The sequence below is a fragment of the Clostridium acetobutylicum ATCC 824 genome, assembly GCF_000008765.1.
GTDB lineage: Bacteria > Bacillota > Clostridia > Clostridiales > Clostridiaceae > Clostridium_S > Clostridium_S acetobutylicum.
In genome coordinates, this window is record NC_003030.1 from 2,213,485 (window position 1) to 2,232,838 (window position 19,354).

A 19,354-nucleotide genomic window follows, 5' to 3' on the forward strand; every position below is an offset into this window, starting at 1 on the left:
AAACACCCCGTTAGCGATTTTTAGCCATCTCTATGAGTTTTCTCCTTATATCTGCGAAATTATTAAAAATTCTAGTACCAAATACAATTACAGCCGCTAGATATATTGGAAGTCCCAATTTATCTCCTAAATATACAAGTGCAACTGCTAGTACTGCATTTCCAAAGAATCCAGATATAAATATATCAGATTTAAACTGCTTATCTAATCCAGCCCTTACTGCACCAAAAACTGAATCTAAGCAGGCAAAAATTGCAACTGAAATATATGGTGAAAATTTATCAGGAATTGGAACATTCCATACCACTCCTATTATTATACCTATTAGTAGTCCAAAAATTGCAATCACAAAATCACCTCATTATTTACTTATAGGCTTAGCATAATCAAATTTTATAACTTTATTTGTCTTACCTATTTTAATACTTCCATATTTATCATAATCAGCCTTGTATCCTGATGGTACACTTGAAAGTACACCTGGATAAGAAAGTGCAGAATAAAGGAGCTTACTATCACCTATAGCTTTAATTGTTATCTTCTCATATGGAGATATTCTGTCATCGCCTACAAATATATCTGAACCTCCACTAGAACTTCTTATTCCTGTCATTGAAGTAATCCTTACATCATTTATAGATATAGCTTCCGCCTGTGAAAAATTCAATTCATTAATTAGGTACAATAAATCTTCTCCAGTTATTACATCATTATTTTGACCTGTAGAATTATTGGTAGAAGATGATATATTTTGTGGAGTTATCACTAGTATAATACCTGGGCCTGTAACATCTACACTTCCAATTAGCATATTACTTGTGTTTAATTCATTTACTATCTGTTTATTCATTGAACCACTACTAGCTGCAGCATTTTGATATCCCTTTACCTGACTTTGAAGCTCATTTACTTTTTTTTGCAAGTCACTCTTTTCTTTGCTAAGCTTATTCAATTCTTCTGATATTTCTGCACTTTCCATACCTGTATTTTGTTTTGTGTCTTGAAAACTTACAATTTTAAGTTGATGTGCTATCATAAAACCTAAAATACAACATACAAAGGCTACTCCAATCTGTGCACCGAATTTTTTCATACTAACGCCTCCCTACTGCTGCAATGAATATACAGGATTTCCCTTGAAACTTACATCCACATATCCTTTTTTATCAATTAGCTTTTGAGAAATTATTACATTTACTGCTTCATTCAGCTTATTATAAATATCGTCAGGCGTTCCAATAACTACACACATATTTTTAAAATAAACCTTTAAGCTCAAAATATGAGACATGTCCACATCCGTAATTTTTAAATTATTATCTTTTATCGATACACTAGTTATTTGATTAATTAATTCAAGCCTTCTTGAATCACAAGGAATTTCAGTTCCTATTTTTCCATTTTTCAAGGTAACCCCATCCAATTTTATTAAATTCATTCCTGATATGTTCTTTCTTATTTCCAATAATACACCATTTTTATCAATAATAAAATAGTTTTCTCCACTGTTTATATAAAAAACCGCCTGTCTTTCTTTTACAATAATATCAATAGTATTCGGCAATTTTTGCCTAATAGAAACATTCTTGATATATGGATCCTGCATAATATTATCTTTATATTTATTTAAATTTAAATAAAAAATATTATTACCTTTTTTAAGCTTAGAATTTTCTATTATATTATCAGATTTTATTATCTTATTTCCTTCTACATTTATATATTTTATATTAAAATATGGTAATTTTAAGCATAATGTTACAAGAATACATATTAATAAAAATAAAAATATTGTTATTCTTTTTCTTCTTCTTTTTTTTCTTCTTTTCACTATGTACTCATTTTCCTCTTTCATATATTCACCTTTTTCTAATATAATATAAGTTTTTGTAAACTAAATTCAAGAAAAAATTATTTATACTGTCTTTGAATTTACATTTGTAATTAAATTATAGGGTTTCTATAGTAAAACTTAACCTAATTCAAAATTAAGCATCACATAAGAAACCCTATAATTACTTATTTCCTTGAGATGAAATATTAAGTAATATCCCCATAGCTATAAGATTAAAAAGCAGTGAGGATCCTCCATAACTTATAAACGGAAGTGGTACACCTGTTACAGGCATAGAACCCGTTACAACTGCTATATTTATTATTGCCTGTACTGCTATTACTGATGTTATTCCAACCGCCAAAAGCATACCATATGTATCTTTTGCATTCATAGCTATCTTAATTCCTCTTTGTATTAACACAATAAATAATATTATAATGAAAATACATCCTATAAGGCCTAATTCCTCTCCTATTATAGAGAATATAAAATCATTGTAAGGTTCAGGTATATAATAACACTTTTGCCTTGACTGTCCAAAGCCAAGTCCCTTTAAACCTCCAGATCCTAGGGCCAACAAAGATTGACAAAGCTGATATCCAACACCTTGAGAATCCTTCCAAGGATTTCTAAATGTCATAAATCTTTTATATCTATAGCTCTCTGCTGTTATGAAAAATAATCCTGCAGGTATCATTGCTACAAATATAGAAACTATATGTCTTAATTTAGCTCCACCGACAAACATTACTATTAAACTAACTACCATTATTACAGTTGCTATACTAAGATTTTTTTCAATATAAACAAGTCCAGCAAAAAACATTGCGATTAAAAGATAAGCTACAAAATTAGGAATGAATTTTTTAATCTTATCACCATTTTTCTCAATGGCCTTTGCAAGTACAAGAACTATAACATATTTTGCTATCTCAGATGGTTGAAGATTTCCGAAAGGTCCAATTCTTATCCATCTATATGCTCCATTTATAGGTGGAAAAGCTAAAACTACTAGAAGGAGAATTACGGTAACTACAACCAATTTTGATGTTACTTTCTTAAGTAAATGATAGTCTATTTTTTCTATTATTAAGAGTATTATTATACTCCCAATAGCCCAGACACCTTGCTTTTTCAAAAAGAACATATCATCATAATTATACATTGAACTGTTGAGCGCACTGTATGAACTAGCGCTATAAATCATAATTACTCCTATCGCCACAAGTAAAAGCACAGTTGCAAAAAGCACAAAATCAACTTCAACCTTTTGAAGCAGTTTTGGTTTTGACATACATAAACCTCCCAAATATCATACTAAATTAAAGATAGAAAAGCTATTAAGCAAAGTATAACTGTCACAATTGAAAATACAGAAACAACTTTTGTTTCATGCCATCCAAGTTTTTCAAAATGATGGTGTATTGGTGCCATTTTAAATACTCTTTTTCCTGTAAGTTTAAAATAACTTACTTGAATTATATCAGACAATACTTCAATAACATATATTCCACCTACAATTATAACCAATAATGGTAATTTCAATACCAAAGCAATTGCTGCAACTGCTCCCCCAAGACCAATAGATCCAGTATCGCCCATGAAAATTTGTGCAGGATATGAATTGTATTTTAGGAAACCTAAAAGTATACCTACAATAATTCCACAAAAGACTGATAGCTCATATTGATGCCACGAAAAACTTACTACTGTGAAAAAAGTTACAACTAATATTGTCACTGATGATGCAAGTCCATCGAGTCCATCTGTAAGATTTACAGCATTGGTAACTGCCACAAAATAAAACACAACAGCTGCCATATAAACTATAGGTGGAAGCGTCCATGTTATTTTTAGAAAAGGAATAAAAGTATCACTTCCAAAACGTATATAAGCATAATATGAAATAGCTGCAGAAACTATAATTTGAAGAAGAAACTTTTGCTTCGAAGTAAGTCCTTCATTCTTTTTATGAAGAATTTTAAGAGAATCATCTATAAGTCCTATCATAGCAAATGAAAAAAAGCATACAAATGCAAATACAGCGTTACTATTAAGGTTTTTTCTCATTATAATCATTGCTATAATAGCTGTAGTTATAAATATAATTCCCCCCATAGTTGGAGTTCCAGCTTTTTTCATATGATTTTTGGGACCATCTTCACGTATTGGCTGACCAAACTTTAATTTGTGTAATATTGGAATAAATAATGGTCCTTGAAGTATTGAAAATAGAAACGAAATTAGTACTGAATAAATGATAACTCCCATTTTATATCTCCTTATCTAGTTCTTTAAGTTTTGTAACTATATTTTCAAATTTCATAAGCCTAGATGCTTTTATAAGGAATATATCTCCTTTTCGTATATCTGTTTTCACAAATTTTAAAAGCTCTTCATTTGTTTCAAACTCACTAAAGTTTTCTTTATCTTTATATCCATCTAGATAAGCTTTACTAAACTCTCCAACTACTAAAAGTTCATCTATATTATTTTCTTTTGCATAAGCTCCAACTTCTTTATGAGATTCATAAGACTTTTCTCCAAGTTCTCTCATTGTACCAAGCACTGCTATTCTTCTATTTCCCTTAAGATTCTTTGTTACATCAATAGCCGCTATCATAGAATCAGGACTTGCATTATAAGAATCATCTACAATTACTATATTTTCACCATTTACAATATCAAGCCTCATAGCTGTAAGTTCTAAATCTTTTAGACCTTTTCTAATTTCTTCAAAAGTCAAACCAAGTTTTAAAGCTGCTGCAATAGACAGCATAGCATTTTCAATATTATGTTTCCCTGGCATATTTAAAACAAGTTTTTCACCCTGAACTTCAAATTCTGAATTTCCTTCATGTAAACACAAATTTTCAGCATTTAAATTACCTTCTTTATTTAAAGACGTCTTTAGAACATTTATGCTCTTAAATTCATGTTTTTTTAACAAATCATTATCACCATTTACAATAAGTAAATTATCCTTGGTAAAGAAATCTGTTATTTCCAGTTTGGCCTTTAATATATTTTCTCTACTCTTAAGATTCTCAATGTGAGATATTCCTATATTAGTTATAAGAGCTATATCTGGTCTTGCAGCCTTTGCCATATTGTGTATTTCATTAAAATGATTCATACCCATTTCCAATACTGCAACTTCATAACTTTTATCAAGCTTGAATATCATGAGAGGAAGACCTATTTCGTTATTAAAATTTCCAGATGTTTTAAACACTCTAAATTTACTTCTAAGAACAGATGCTGTGATATCTTTTGTAGAAGTTTTTCCAGTAGAACCTGTTATAGCAACCACCTTAATATTAAGAGTACTTCTATAAAATTCAGCTAAATCTAAAAGTGCTTTTTTAGTATCTTCAACTAATAAAATAGATATATCTTCTTTAAAAGAATCTTTTTCAAAATGAATTTCATCTACAATGCAAAGAGCTGCTCCTTTTTGAACTGCATTATGTATAAACTTATTCCCATTAAAATTTTCGCCATTAATTGCAATAAAAATAGCACCCTTTGAGAGCTTCCTTGTATCTATACTTACATCATTGAATACATCTTTACTTCCTCTTAAAATAACTTTTCCATTTACAGCTTTTGCAATTTCATTAAACGTCAAATTCTCCACTTAAAACAGCTCCTTTATAAATTCTGAAACTATTTCTTTTTCATCAAAATGAATAGTTTTATCACCTAGTATTTGATAATTTTCATGGCCCTTACCAGCCAAAACTATAACATCGTCCTTTTTAGCCATAAGCATAGCTTTTTTTATTGCTTCTTTTCTATTCTCTACTATTACATAGTTATCAGTTTTAATACCTTGAACTATATCCTTTATTATTTCTTCTGGATTTTCACTTCTAGGATTATCAGAAGTTATTACTGCAATATCACTAAGCTTCGAGCCTATTTCACCCATTATAGGTCTTTTAGTTTTATCTCTGTCTCCTCCACATCCAAAAACAGAAATAAGTCTTCCCTTTGTGAATTCTCTTGAAGCTTTAAGTACCTTTTCAAGCCCATCAGGTGTGTGCGCGTAATCTAATACCACATCAAAATCCAAATTTGTATTGTGGGTAACTATTTCGCATCTTCCAGGAACTGATGAAAGTTTATTTAATCCATCTTTCACCTTCTCTATACTTATTCCTTCATTTAAGCATGCAGCTACACTTCCAAGTGCATTATATACATTATACTTTCCCGGAATGTTTATTTTCACATGCTCTCTTAATCCCCTATAACACAAATCAAATTCTGTTCCTCTTGATGTCATTTTTAAATTTTCCGCCTTTAAATCAGCCTTTTCTGTAAGACCGTAAGTTATTTTATCATTACCTGCATCTTTGAAAACTCTTTCACCATATTTATCATCAATATTTATTATAGACCTTTTACTGTTTTTAAATAATATCATCTTTGCTTTATAATAATTTTCAAAGGTTTTATGAAAATCCAAATGATCTTGTGTTAAATTTGTAAATATACCTTCTTCAAAGACGATTCCGTATACTCTGTCAAGATATAATGAATGTGATGACACCTCCATAACACAATAATCTATTTTATCATGTACCATATCACTAAATAATTTTTGAAGCTCTAATGATTCTGGAGTTGTTCTATGACTTTCTATTTTTTTATCTCCTATGTAGTTTGCTATAGTACCTATAAGCCCAACCTTATATCCCGAGCTTTCAAGCATAGATTTCATCATATATGTAGAAGTTGTTTTACCATTGGTTCCAGTAATGCCTATAAGCTTTAACTTATGAGATGGATTATCATAAAAATTGGCCCCCATAACAGCCATTGCCTTTCTTCCATCCTCAACCTTAACTACAGTACAATTAGGAAGCTTTTTAGGAACCTTAGTACATACTATAACATCAGCGCCTTTTTCTACCGCCTTATCTATAAAATCATGTCCATCACTTGTATATCCTTCAATACAAAAAAATAATCCCTTTTCATTAACTTTTCTCGAATCGTAATTTAAATTATCAATTTCTACGTTCAAATCTCCACATATAAGTTCATATTTCACATCACCAATTATTTTTTTCAATTTCATAAAATCACTCCTCAATAGGTACATAGTTTTGCTGTTTACACTTGTGACTTTTATAATGCATTAAATTCCTTTTTAAAAATTCTTCAACTAAGCTATACACTTAAAACATTAAATATAGATAAATGACTTATTACTAATCTCTAAACATAAAACTTAATTATACAGCAAAACTTGTCACCTTCTAAAGTTATTTTGCTGCATAAATTAAGTTGTTAATTAGCTTAAAACTACGCTATCAATAAATCAAATAGCTTTCAAAGGTCATTTACGAAAAATTAATCACTCGCTCATATTCTCTTCAAGTTTAAGTGTTAAAACCGTACCCTTATTGACCTGTTTACCAGCATCAATACTTTGCGATTCAACAACACCATCTCCTGAAATTTTAAAATCAAGCCCAAGACTTTTTAATGTTTCTTCTGCTTCTTTTTTACTATATCCAGTTAAATTTGGAACTATAACATCATTATTATTATAATTAGGACTGTCTCCTGTGTAAAGTACAACTTTTGTTCCTTCTTTTACTGTTATGCCTGGAATAGGAGTTGTATTGCTTACATATTCCCCATTACCGTCAACATCCGCATCTATATTAAGATTTTTAAGCGTTTTTATAGCATCTTCCTTTTTCATACCACGTATATTCGGAATAACTACATCTTTTAGCATACTCTTGGCAGCATCAGAACTTGATGTATCAGGCTTTATTCCTAGATAGTTAAATATATCATTAAAAACCTTCTGACCTACAGGCGCAGATATTTGACCTGCATAATAATTTGATGGATCCGGCTCATCTATCGAGACCATTACTGTAATTTTAGGATCACTTGCAGGCGCCATTCCAACAAATGAAGCTATATACTTTCCGTGCTCATATCCTCCTCCATTAGGATTTGGCTTTTGAGCTGTACCTGTTTTTCCCCCGATATGATATCCATCTATAAAAGCTTTTTTACCTCCACCTTCTGAGACTACCTTTTCAAGATATCCTCTTAAGGTGGCTGTCATGCTTTCATCTAAAATCCTTTTCTTATTATAATCGCTATACTCTTTATCTACAACCTGTCTATTATTCTCTACATGACTTATTTCCCTCATTACATGTGGTGTTATTAAATAACCTCCATTTGCTACGGAATTAAAAGCCTGCATGTATTGAACCATTGAAACAGTATTAGATTGTCCAAATGCTATTGTAGCTAAATCCACAGGTCCTATTTTATTAGTTGGTCTAATTATTCCCCGTGCTTCTCCTGGGAGATCTATACCTGTTTTTCTTCCAAACCCAAATTTATTTATATAATCATTAAGATTTTTAGCTCCAAGCCTTTCTCCTAGTTCAGCAAAACCAACATTACAAGAATTTTTAAGAATATCTACAAAAGTTTCTTCTCCATGCCCTGTTCTTTTCCAGCAGTGGATAGTTTTTTTAGCTACAGTAATACTTCCCCCGCAGTTAAATTTATCATTCTCATGAACTATCCCTAAACTCATAGCTGCACTAGAAGTTATAACCTTAAATATAGATCCAGGCTCAAAAGCATCACTTACTACTCTATTTCTCCAACTTTTCTGAAGTTCATCATAACTTTTACTTTTATCCCAAGGGTCATTCAAATCATAATCAGGCTTGTTAGCCATAGCAAGTATTTCACCATTTTTAGGATTCATTATAAGTATTGACACAGCCTTTGCTTTATTATTAACTAAAGCCTCTTGGGCGTACTTTTCAGCAAAATACTGCATATTTTTATCTATAGTAAGGACAACATCTCTGCCATCCAACGGTTTTGAATATTCAGATATTGTGTAAGGTAAATTTGCACTATTTTTATCTATCTCAGCCTTTCTAACCCCTGGCTTACCTTTAAGGTATTTGTTATATTTAAGTTCAACCCCTGTAAGCCCATCTCCATCTGAGTTAGTATGTCCAATAACCTGTGATAAGAAATCGCTGTTTGGATAATATCTTTTTGTATCAGGAGAAACCATTACTCCTTTTACATTTATAGCTAAAACTTTATTAGCCTTATCCTTATCTATTCTTCTTGTTAAAATTGCAGATCCCATTGGTCTTCCATCTTTAAACTTTTTGTTAAGCTGTTTAGAGACATCTTTTTTATCCATATCAAGTGCACTAGAAAGCCTATCTGCAAGTTCGTCCATTTTCATCTTCTTTTCAGCCAAAGAATTCTTTATAGTATTTAAATCCAAATCAACTCTATAAACATTACCACTTATGGCTAGTTCTTCGCCATTTCTATCTAATATTCTTCCTCTTTTAGCTGAAATCTTAACTTCACTTGTCCACTGTTCTTGTGCCATTTTCTTATACCTAGAAGATCTTGCAACCATTACATTAAAAAGCTTGTAGCATAGTAAAAAGATTACACAAGTTAAAATTAGAAATACAATAAAAATTCTATTTCTAATAGTAGCCTTATCAACTAATATCCTTTTGGGCAACCCATACCTCCTTAAAACAACTTGCTTTCGATAACCTCTAAAATACCTTTACTATTTGAATCCTCGGTATCCTTATCTATAGTAATGCTTTTCTTCTTCAAATCAGTATATGCCGCATGATTTTTATCTGGATTAACCATATGTAAATCTCCTGTTGCTTTTTTAGATACATTGTCAATGCCTTCGGTTCTAAAAATCCTAAGTTTCAAATCATCATTTTCATTTTCTATATTGCTGGATTGATTTTGAACCGCTTCGAGCTTATTTTGAAGTGAATAAATCTTAGAATATCTATATAAAACAGTAAAACCCAGTACAAAAGCAGCAACTATACCAAAAATAATTCTAGCTTGCTTCTTCATCTGAACGTGTTTTTTCATACGTTTTAATTCTTTTTCTTTCTTTCTTCTCCTTCTATAGCTCTCCAGTACCCTTTCTTCAACACCTAAGTTATTTTCCTCAGGTGCTAGCGCATTGTTACCTTTAATCTGAAATCTTTTATCCGTTATTATCAATTTATTCACCTCATTCCAATATTATAACTTACAAATTTATTTTTTCTGCCACTCTGAGTTTTGCACTTCTACTTCTAGGATTATATTCAAGTTCGTAACTAGAAGCCTCTATCGGTTTTCTTGTAATAATCTTTATCTTAGGTTTCTTTCCACATACACACATTGGTATATCTTTAGGACACATACATGGATCTTGAAGCTCTCTATATTTATTTTTAACAATTCTATCCTCAAGAGAATGAAATGTTATTATACATATTCTTCCCTCACTTTTTAATTTATCGACCGAATCCTCTATTGTTTTATTTAAAATTTCAAGTTCTTGGTTAACTTCTATTCTTATGGCCTGAAATGTTCTCTTTGCCGGATGTGGTCCCTGCCTTCTAAATTTTGCAGGAATTGCTGCCTTTATTATATCAACAAGCTCAAAAGTTGTATTTATAGCTTCCTCACTTCTCTTTTCCACAATAAATTTAGCTATCCTTTTAGCAAACTTTTCTTCTCCATAATTCTTTATTATTGAATAAAGTTTTTCTTCATCATATCCATTTATAACATCATATGCAGAAAATTCACTATCCCTATTCATTCTCATATCAAGTGGGGCGTCATTCATATAGCTGAATCCTCTTTCTGGCTCATCCAGCTGATAGGATGAAACTCCAAGATCTGCTAAAATTCCATCTACTTTATCTATTTTAAGTTCTTCTAATATATTTTTTATGTTAGAAAAATTATCGTGTACAAAAGTCAAATTTTTATACTCTTTAAGTCGCTCGCTTGCTGCCTTAAGCGCATCTTTATCTTGATCTATTCCTATTAACCTTCCTTTACTTGAAAGTCTTTTCAAAATCTCAGAGGAATGACCAGCTCCACCAAGCGTACAATCAACATAAATTCCATCTTCTTTTATATTTAAATTTTCTATAGTTTCTTCCAATAATACAGGAACATGATTAAATTCCATAACAAAATCTCCTTTTATATCCCAAGTTCACTCATTTTTTCTGCTATCGCATTCATATCCACACTTGATTCATTGTATTCTACCCATTTTTCCTTACTCCATATTTCTATTCTTGTGGATACTCCAATACTTATGATTTCCTTATTAATTGAAGCATATTCTATTAAATTTTGTGGTACAAGAACTCTTCCCTGTTTATCCAAGCTTACTTCATTTGCTCCAGAAAAGAAAAACCTAACAAAAGCTCTTGCATTGTGATTTGTAAGAGGTAACTTTTTCAACTTTTCCTCAAGTACCTTCCATTCTCCTAAAGGGTATACATAAAGACATCCATCTAAACCCTTAGTTAAAATAAAATTATCTCCAAGCTCTTCCCTAAATTTAGAGGGTATAATTATTCTATTTTTTGTATCTAAGGCATGATTATATTCACCTATAAACACACTTTCTACCCCCTTATGTATTTTTGCACCACTTTACACCACTTTAAACCACTTTTTATATAATTCTATATGAATGTTAAAATTCCTTCTTATAAAGTCAAAATTTTAAAGTTCTTAAACTTTTTTAGAAAAACTTCCATTCTTGAATAAATAACTTGCTTAGAGTATAATTTATAAGATGAATTTAATTTAGAAGGGATGTACACATAAATGAGATTGGGAATTGTAGGTTTACCAAATGTAGGTAAGAGTACTTTATTTAACGCCATAACAAAAGCAGGAGCAGAATCTGCAAATTATCCTTTTTGTACTATAGAACCTAATGTAGGAGTTGTATCTGTTCCTGACAAGAGGCTTGACGTTCTTGAAAAGATGTATAATTCTAAAAAGAAAGTCCATACAAGTATAGAATTTTATGATATAGCAGGTTTAGTCAAAGGAGCAAGCAAAGGAGAAGGACTTGGAAATAAATTTTTATCTCATATAAGAGAATCTGCAGCCATAGTACATGTTGTAAGATGTTTTAAAGATGATAATATAGTGCATGTAGATGGAAGCATAGATCCTATACGTGATATTGAGACCATAAATTTTGAGCTTATATTTTCAGACCTTGAAGTTCTTGAAAAAAGAATAGAAAAAACTACCAAAACAGCTCGCTCCGGTGATAAAAAAGCTAAAGATGAACTTGTTATATTAGAAAAATTAAAGAAACATCTTGAAGATGGAAAATCTGTAAGAACTCTTGAATTCACTGATGACGAAGCTGAATTCGTTAAGGGGCTTTTTCTCCTAACTTCAAAACCAATTCTATATGCTGCTAATGTATCTGAAGACGATATACTATCCGGTAATGTAGAAAATGATATGGTTAAATCTGTTCAAGATTATGCAAAACGTGAAAACTCTGAAGTTATTCCTATTTGTGCCGGTCTTGAAGAACAACTTTCTTCACTTGAAGAAGAAGAACAAAAAGAAATGCTTTCTGAATACGGACTTGAAGACTCTGGTCTAAATAGATTAATAGAAAGAAGTTACAAGCTATTAGGACTTATGAGCTTCTTAACCGCTGGTCCTGAAGAAGTAAGAGCATGGACTATAAATCAAGGAACAAAAGCACCTGCTGCTGCTGGAAAAATACATACAGACATCGAGAGAGGCTTTATAAGAGCTGAAATAGTTTCCTATGATGACTTGATAAACTGTGGCTCCGAAGCTGCTGCAAAGGAAAAGGGTCTTTATAGACTCGAAGGAAAAGACTACATAATGCAAGAAGGCGATGTAGTATTCTTTAGATTTAATGTGTAATATAAGTTCTCATATTAAAAGAAGACGGAAAATCGAAAAAAAGATTTCCCGTCTTTTATTTTCTCTTCTTTCAGTGCCTTCTCTCTCTTTTGATATCATATTTTTTCATCTCTATCCACGCTTTTTTAATTACATCATCCCATTGTTCATCCATTAAAACTTTCACGGCATCTTTAATATTCTCGATAGTATATACAAATAGATTTCCTTCAATAACTGCCTTTTCAACATCATAATTTAATACAATATCATCCTTATTATTATCAGGTATAGCAACAGAATATCCGTCTCTGCTATTATATGAATTGCAAACTCTGTAAAAACCTTCTATCTTATCTTTTATTCCTCCTACTGGCTGAATCTCACCAAATTGATTTATAGATCCTGTAACTCCTATATTTTGTTTTATAGGTATTTTAGTCAGTGCGGAAATCATACATAAAGTTTCCGCTACAGAAGCACTATCCCCTTCAAGCTTTCCATATACTTGCTCAAAACACAGATAAAAATCCACAGGTATTCTATCATATCCTCCAAATATTTCTCCCATAAGTCCCTTTAAGATACTTATTGATTTTGAATGAATATTTCCACTCATAGAATTTTCTTTTTGTATGTCAACTATATTTCCACTTCCTTTATGACAAGTACAGGTTAATCTAATTGGCTTTCCTACATCTTTATTGCCCAAGCTTACAACAGATAATGCATTTATTTGACCTACTTTACTTTTTGAAAAATCCATGAGTATCTTCTTTTCTTTATAATTTTTTATAATTTCTTCTTCTATGATTTCTCTTTTGCAAACTACTTCTCTTACATTTTCATCATTTATATATTTATCATCAGTTTTATTAGCATTATTGCAGGTTAATATTAATATTTGCTTTATATCCTTAGGAGATATATAAAGTTTATTTCTATTATCCGCTTTTCGTGATAACTGTCTACATATTTCTTTGAATGCAGCTGATGATATTTCTTTGCCTTTTTCACAATTCAAAAAAGACTTAACTATTTTTTCTACATATCTTATTGAATTGTCATTTATGCTTACTATTGGATTATATTCTGCCTTTATTTTAAAAAGTTCCCTAAAATCCTCATCTAAGTTATATAAAATGTTATAGGTTTCATAATCTCCAATTAGTATGATCTTTAAATCCACTTTTATAGGCTCCGGATTTAGTCCTCTAAGTGATATAAGTTCAAGATGATCCTTTGTATAGTCAAGTCTCACTGTCTCATTTAAAAGTACTTTTTTTAGGTAATAGTAAGCCATTGGTTTTTCAATTAAATCTTTAATTCTAATTATTACACAGCCCTCATTTGCTTTTAAAAGTGAGCCTGCTTTTATTAAACTCACATCCGTAACATAATTTCCACCATGATTTTTATATTCAATGCTTCCTAAAAGATTAGATAGCTTAGGATCATCCTCGTAAATGGTAAGTGGTTTATTATTAGTACTATTATCTACTATAACATTAACACAGTACTTAAAAAGTATTGCAATTATTTTTTCAGAGTCTTTTTCATAGCTTGAAGTATAATTTTTTACAATTTCCTCTTTTATATCATCAAACACCTTATAAATGTATACCACGGCTTCTGGAACACCTTCAAATTCATTCATATACGAGTATTTCTTTTCCTCTGTCTCATTTTCTATATAATCTTTGAAACATTCCTTTAAACTCTTTATTTCTTTCTCCTCTATATCCTTTAGCTTTGTAAATACAATCTTAGTACTGCTTTTTAATTCCTTCATTTTGCTCAATATGTCTTCTTTTTGCGATTCGTGAAGCTCATCATACTCTTCTTCTGTAATTGGTTTTCCTTCCTTTAGTGGTATAAAATTAAAGCCAGCCTCTGAAGGCTTTAATTCAAAACCTTTTTCTTCTGCTTCACTTAGTATTTTGTTTATTATAGCCTTTTTTTCATTTCTTGCATCTTCTATTATAAAATCCCTTTCTTCTATATCTAATGCATTATAAAATTTATATATTATGTCCCTATATATTTTTTTTATTTCTTCAATACAGTCATAAAGCTTTTTTCCAAAACCATTATTTATAATTATACTTTGAGGTATATCTCTATCTTTTCCTGTAACATAACATATATCCTTAGGACTGCTTTTTCTACTTAAAAGATAATTAACATAACTTTTTATATCCTTTAGCATATCAGTGCTAAAATCATCTACTACGTATATATTGTATCCCCTATCCTTTATATCAATTCCATTCTTTATATCAACATACATTTTATCATAAATATTGTTTTTATCTGCTCTCTTATCTCTGGGACTAATATTGTAAATAACATCTTCAGGAGTCAACTTTTTAACCATTCCACAATCCCTCCCCTATATTAATATTCTTATAAAACCATTTTAGGAACATTTTTTTGGTAAGCTTAAGATTTACATTCACAAATATTTCAACCTATGCTATAATAAACGAGAATAACATATGTACTTTTAAAACCAACATAAAGGAGTTATTAATATGAGTTTTAAAGATAAAATTTCAGAATCTTATACAAAAAATTTCTTCAAAAAATATGGTGATAGACTTACCAACATTCAGGGAAATGTACTTTCAGTCAAAGTTGAAAGAAAAAGTATTTTATGGATTTTCAATAAATTGATTGCAACAATTATTATAAAGCCAGATAGAAGTAAAGCAGTAGTAAAATGTGTATACAAAAGAAATCGATTTTTTAAAAAACCTGATTTTATGAACATATCTCAAGGTAATCTAGTAATTATTCAAGGCTTAAAACCTGATAAAAATGCTAAAAAGTCAAAAAAATCTGGTGAGGCTGTTTCAATTATGAACATAAGAAACTTAAGTACAAAATGCGACTTAGTGCCTGTCGATGATGGTGGAGTAAAAACTGCTAAAAAAATTCAAAGAATAAAATAAAATCAACACTTAAGCTAAATAAACAAAAGCTTAAGTGTTTTTTATTTATATATTTTTGCTTTTATTATGATACAAATATAGACTGTTTATCAATGCTATAAAGCTTGAGAAAAATAGTACTATAATCCATTGAGTAATACTTAATGCAGAAGTATGAAAAAGCACTTCCATAAATGGGATATAAACAACACATACAAGCATTATTACAGAAATACTGACTGCTCCTAGAAGGTATATATTAGTAAATAATTTTATTTCAAATAGGGAGTGCTTTTCAGATCTACATTCAAAAACGTGTACTAATTGGGACATGATTAATGTACCTAACGCCATTGTTCTACTTGTCTTTAATCCAAATCCCATGTATAGGCCTACCAAAAATGATAAAATTGTACAAACTCCTATAAGACATCCTCTTATAATAATTTTTTCACTAAGTCCTCTGGAAAAGATTCCTTCCTTTCTGTCTCTAGGCTTATCATCCATAATATCCTTATCTGGTGGATCTACTCCAAGCGCTAATGCTGGAAGACCATCTGTTGCCAAATTTATAAGCAAAATTTGTATAGGTAATAGAGGAGTTTGTAAATTAAATACTGATGATAGGAACATTGTTAATACCTCTCCTAAATTACATGACAAAAGATATCTTATAAATTTCCTAATATTATTATATATAACTCTTCCCTCTTCTACTGCTGCTACAATTGTAGCAAAGTTGTCATCCAAAAGTATCATTGAAGAGGCCTCTTTTGTTACATCTGTACCTGATACTCCCATTGATATCCCTATATCTGCTTCTTTTATTGCTGGTGCGTCATTTACTCCATCACCTGTCATTGCAACAACTTTATTCTTCTTTTTAAATGCCCTTACAATTTTAAGTTTATGTTCTGGACTTACTCTTGCAAAAACTCTTATTTTGTCTGTTTTTTTATATAAATCCTTTTCGCTTAACTTATCAAGCTCTTCACCACTTATAACTTCAGATACATCTGAACATATATTCAATTCCTTTGCTATAGCAAATGCTGTATTTTTATGATCTCCTGTTATCATAACTGGAGTTATGCCTGCAACTCTACATTTAAGAACAGCATCCTTAACTTCTAATCTTGGTGGATCAATCATTCCTGCAATTCCTAAAAAAATCATGTCTCCATCTTTATTTATGTTCTCCTTTTTGTATGCACAAGCAATGCATCTTAATGCTTTCCTTGACATACTTTCAAGTACCGAATTCACTTTGGATTTATATGTTGAAGTAAATAATTCCACCTTATTGTTTATATATATATACTTACACTTTTCTATTACCCTCTCTGGAGCACCTTTTAAGTATAAACTTGTTCCATTTGCACCTTTGCTTATTACAGTCATCATTTTAGTCTTAGAATCAAAAGGTTCCTCTCTTATCCTCTTTTCCTCTGAAATAAACTTCTTTAGTTTTCCAGTATCTTTAAAAAATGCTCTTATTAATGCCGTTTCTGTTGGATCTCCAAAAAGACACTTATCAATACCTTTTTCTTTAAAATTGTAATCACAATCATTACAGTATATGAAAGTTCTCTTAAGAAGTTCAAATCTTTCTTCTGAATATAGTTCTTTTTCATAAATCTGATTATTAAAATACATAGCTTTTACTGTCATCTTATTTTGAGTTAAAGTACCTGTCTTATCACTACATATTATAGATGTACATCCCAGCGTCTCAACTGCGGGAAGTTTTCTTACAAGTGCATTTCTTTTAAGCATTCTAGAAACACCAATGGCTAATGCTACAGTTACTATAGCTGGAAGTCCTTCTGGAATTGCTGCAACTGCTAAACTTACTCCTAAGAGGAACATTTCATATTTATCCTCACCTCTTATTATTCCAAGCACTGTAACAACCACACATATTACTATACACAGTATAACTAATATTTTACCTAAAGATGCTAACTTCTCTTTAAGCGGTGTCTTTTCTTGATCTATGTTATCAAGCATATTTGCAATCTTGCCCATCTCCGTTGTCATTCCTATTTTAATTACTCTTGCCTGACACCTTCCTGTAAGTACTGTAGTTCCCATATACAAGTTGCTATCCTTATTATTCTTAGATACTCCAATAGATTCCCCAGTAAGTAGCGATTCGTCCACCATCATGTTTGTCCCATCAATTAATATACAATCAGCAGGAATTCTATCTCCTGTATCCAAAACAACTAAATCTCCTGGAACTAAATTAGCTGCATCCATTATTCTTATGCTTCCATTTCTTATTACTTTTGTTGTTGGTGCTGTAAGTTTTTTTAGCGCCTCTAATGATTTTTCTGTTTTAAACTCTTGCACAAATCCAATAATTGCATTCATTATTATAATTACAATTATGGTTAACGCATCTGCCTTTTCTCCCATAAGTCCTGAAATAATAGTTGCGGCTATAAGTACCCATATCATAACATCGTTAAACTGTGATAAGAATATCTTTATCATTGAAATATTCTTCTTTTTTTGTATTGTATTATAGCCATATTTTTTTCGTAATCTTTTAGCCTCCTCTTCTGACAAACCGCTTGCTGCCCTATTTTCATTAATCAATTTATCACCCCACATTGTAAACTATATATTTTATATACTACTTACTCTTACACTTTATGCTTATACACACAAAAATTATGACGTAAACAAATCATTATTTACACTATGTAAAAATCCAGTTAAGTTTTACTCTACTTTCCTTATATAATCATTTATACTTTACAACTTACAATTTAAATTATAAAATATATAAAGACCGAAATTTATATACAATTTTTCCGGTTGAGCAATTAGAGTACATAATAAAAACGAAGGGATGTTGAAAAATGGAAGATATTATTTATATAACTGGACATAAAAACCCAGATACAGATTCAATTTGTTCAGCAATAGCATACTCTGAATTAAAAAACAAATTAGGTTTCAATACAGTTCCAGGAAGGCTTGGCAACATAAGCCGTGAAACAGAATTTGCTCTTAATTACTTTAAAGCCAATGCTCCTAAATTATTAGAGAATTTGTCTAGTAATCAAGATATAATAATAGTTGATCATAATGAAAGAGCTCAATCAGTAGATAATTTAGAAGATTTACATTTGCTTGAAATAATAGATCATCACAGAATAGCAGATATTCAAACAAGCTACCCTATATTCTTCAGAAATGAGCCTGTTGGTTGTTCAAGTACAATTATAGGTTCAATGTACTTTGAAAAAGGTATAGAGCCTTCAAAGAGAGCTGCTGGTTTAATGTGCTCTGCTATAATATCAGATACTCTTTTATTTAGATCTCCAACTACTACAGCTAGAGACAAAGAAGTCCTAAAAAAATTAGCTAAAATAGCAGATATAGACCCTGAAAAGTATGCTTCAGAAATGTTTAAGGCTGGTACTTCTTTGAAGGGAAAAACAGTCGAAGAAATATTCAACAGCGACTACAAAGCATTCAACCTTGGAGATAAAAAAATAGGGGTTTCTCAAGTCACAACTATGGATATAGAAGGTTTCGATGAATATAAAAAAGATATGTTAGCATATATGAATAAAAAAGTTAAAGACGAAAATTTTAATGCAGTACTTTTACTTCTTACAGATATTATAAAAGAAGGTTCTCTTATAATAGCTACCGGAGAAAATACTGACCTTGTAAATAAAGCCTTTAATGTTGAGCTTAAAGATAATGCAGTATATGTTCCCGGAATACTTTCAAGAAAAAAACAAGTAATACCACCTTTGACTTCTGCCATAGAAGGAAAATAAAAAAAGCACTT

General features: G+C 30.6%; 16 protein-coding genes. 3 read left to right on the forward strand and 13 right to left on the reverse strand.

Annotated elements, in window-relative coordinates; genetic code table 11:
- Positions 1 to 10 precede the first annotated feature (10 nt).
- From CA_RS10935 to mraZ, 11 genes are all read right to left on the reverse strand, one after another.
- A complete protein-coding gene (locus tag CA_RS10935; RefSeq protein ID WP_010965422.1) occupies positions 11 to 349 on the reverse strand; it encodes a small basic family protein in 339 nt (112 codons plus the stop codon).
- A gap of 12 nt (positions 350 to 361) precedes the next feature.
- On the reverse strand, positions 362 to 1,093 hold the full coding sequence (locus CA_RS10940; protein ID WP_010965423.1) for a DUF881 domain-containing protein: 732 nt from the start codon (positions 1,091 to 1,093) through the stop codon (positions 362 to 364).
- 12 nt (positions 1,094 to 1,105) lie between these two features.
- Positions 1,106 to 1,855, reverse strand: coding sequence for a cell division protein FtsQ/DivIB (locus CA_RS10945; protein ID WP_010965424.1), 750 nt, complete (start codon positions 1,853 to 1,855; stop codon positions 1,106 to 1,108).
- A gap of 160 nt (positions 1,856 to 2,015) precedes the next feature.
- Complete coding sequence (ftsW, locus tag CA_RS10950) at positions 2,016 to 3,131, reverse strand: putative lipid II flippase FtsW (protein ID WP_010965425.1); 1,116 nt, start codon at positions 3,129 to 3,131, stop codon at positions 2,016 to 2,018.
- 23 nt (positions 3,132 to 3,154) lie between these two features.
- On the reverse strand, positions 3,155 to 4,108 hold the full coding sequence (gene mraY / locus CA_RS10955) for a phospho-N-acetylmuramoyl-pentapeptide-transferase (protein ID WP_010965426.1): 954 nt from the start codon (positions 4,106 to 4,108) through the stop codon (positions 3,155 to 3,157).
- Position 4,109: 1 nt separating this feature from the next.
- Positions 4,110 to 5,477, reverse strand: coding sequence for a UDP-N-acetylmuramoyl-tripeptide--D-alanyl-D-alanine ligase (locus tag CA_RS10960; protein WP_014518957.1), 1,368 nt, complete (start codon positions 5,475 to 5,477; stop codon positions 4,110 to 4,112).
- Positions 5,478 to 6,926, reverse strand: a complete 1,449-nt coding sequence (locus CA_RS10965) for a UDP-N-acetylmuramoyl-L-alanyl-D-glutamate--2,6-diaminopimelate ligase (protein ID WP_010965428.1) — start codon at positions 6,924 to 6,926, stop codon at positions 5,478 to 5,480.
- Positions 6,927 to 7,205: 279 nt separating this feature from the next.
- Positions 7,206 to 9,395, reverse strand: coding sequence for a stage V sporulation protein D (locus tag CA_RS10970; protein WP_010965429.1), 2,190 nt, complete (start codon positions 9,393 to 9,395; stop codon positions 7,206 to 7,208).
- An 11-nt stretch (positions 9,396 to 9,406) separates the two neighbouring features.
- Positions 9,407 to 9,910, reverse strand: a complete 504-nt coding sequence (locus CA_RS10975) for a hypothetical protein (protein ID WP_010965430.1) — start codon at positions 9,908 to 9,910, stop codon at positions 9,407 to 9,409.
- Between the two features lie 28 nt (positions 9,911 to 9,938).
- Entirely contained in the window at positions 9,939 to 10,877 is a 939-nt protein-coding gene (rsmH, locus tag CA_RS10980; RefSeq protein ID WP_010965431.1) for a 16S rRNA (cytosine(1402)-N(4))-methyltransferase RsmH, read from the reverse strand.
- A gap of 14 nt (positions 10,878 to 10,891) precedes the next feature.
- Entirely contained in the window at positions 10,892 to 11,320 is a 429-nt protein-coding gene (gene mraZ / locus CA_RS10985; protein WP_010965432.1) for a division/cell wall cluster transcriptional repressor MraZ, read from the reverse strand.
- A gap of 210 nt (positions 11,321 to 11,530) precedes the next feature.
- On the opposite strand from mraZ, the gene ychF reads away from it, so the two are divergent.
- Positions 11,531 to 12,628, forward strand: coding sequence for a redox-regulated ATPase YchF (ychF, locus tag CA_RS10990; protein ID WP_010965433.1), 1,098 nt, complete (start codon positions 11,531 to 11,533; stop codon positions 12,626 to 12,628).
- A 70-nt stretch (positions 12,629 to 12,698) separates the two neighbouring features.
- Here the strand turns inward: ychF and CA_RS10995 are convergent, their stop codons facing one another.
- A complete protein-coding gene (locus CA_RS10995; protein WP_010965434.1) occupies positions 12,699 to 14,984 on the reverse strand; it encodes an AAA family ATPase in 2,286 nt (761 codons plus the stop codon).
- Positions 14,985 to 15,141: 157 nt separating this feature from the next.
- Here CA_RS10995 and CA_RS11000 point away from each other — a divergent pair, with 157 nt between their 5' ends.
- Positions 15,142 to 15,561, forward strand: coding sequence for a hypothetical protein (locus CA_RS11000; protein ID WP_010965435.1), 420 nt, complete (start codon positions 15,142 to 15,144; stop codon positions 15,559 to 15,561).
- 45 nt (positions 15,562 to 15,606) lie between these two features.
- Here CA_RS11000 and CA_RS11005 read toward each other — a convergent pair whose 3' ends face one another.
- Positions 15,607 to 18,144, reverse strand: a complete 2,538-nt coding sequence (locus tag CA_RS11005; RefSeq protein WP_010965436.1) for a calcium-translocating P-type ATPase, PMCA-type — start codon at positions 18,142 to 18,144, stop codon at positions 15,607 to 15,609.
- A gap of 266 nt (positions 18,145 to 18,410) precedes the next feature.
- Here CA_RS11005 and CA_RS11010 point away from each other — a divergent pair, with 266 nt between their 5' ends.
- Positions 18,411 to 19,343, forward strand: a complete 933-nt coding sequence (locus CA_RS11010; protein ID WP_010965437.1) for a putative manganese-dependent inorganic diphosphatase — start codon at positions 18,411 to 18,413, stop codon at positions 19,341 to 19,343.
- Positions 19,344 to 19,354: the final 11 nt, after the last annotated feature.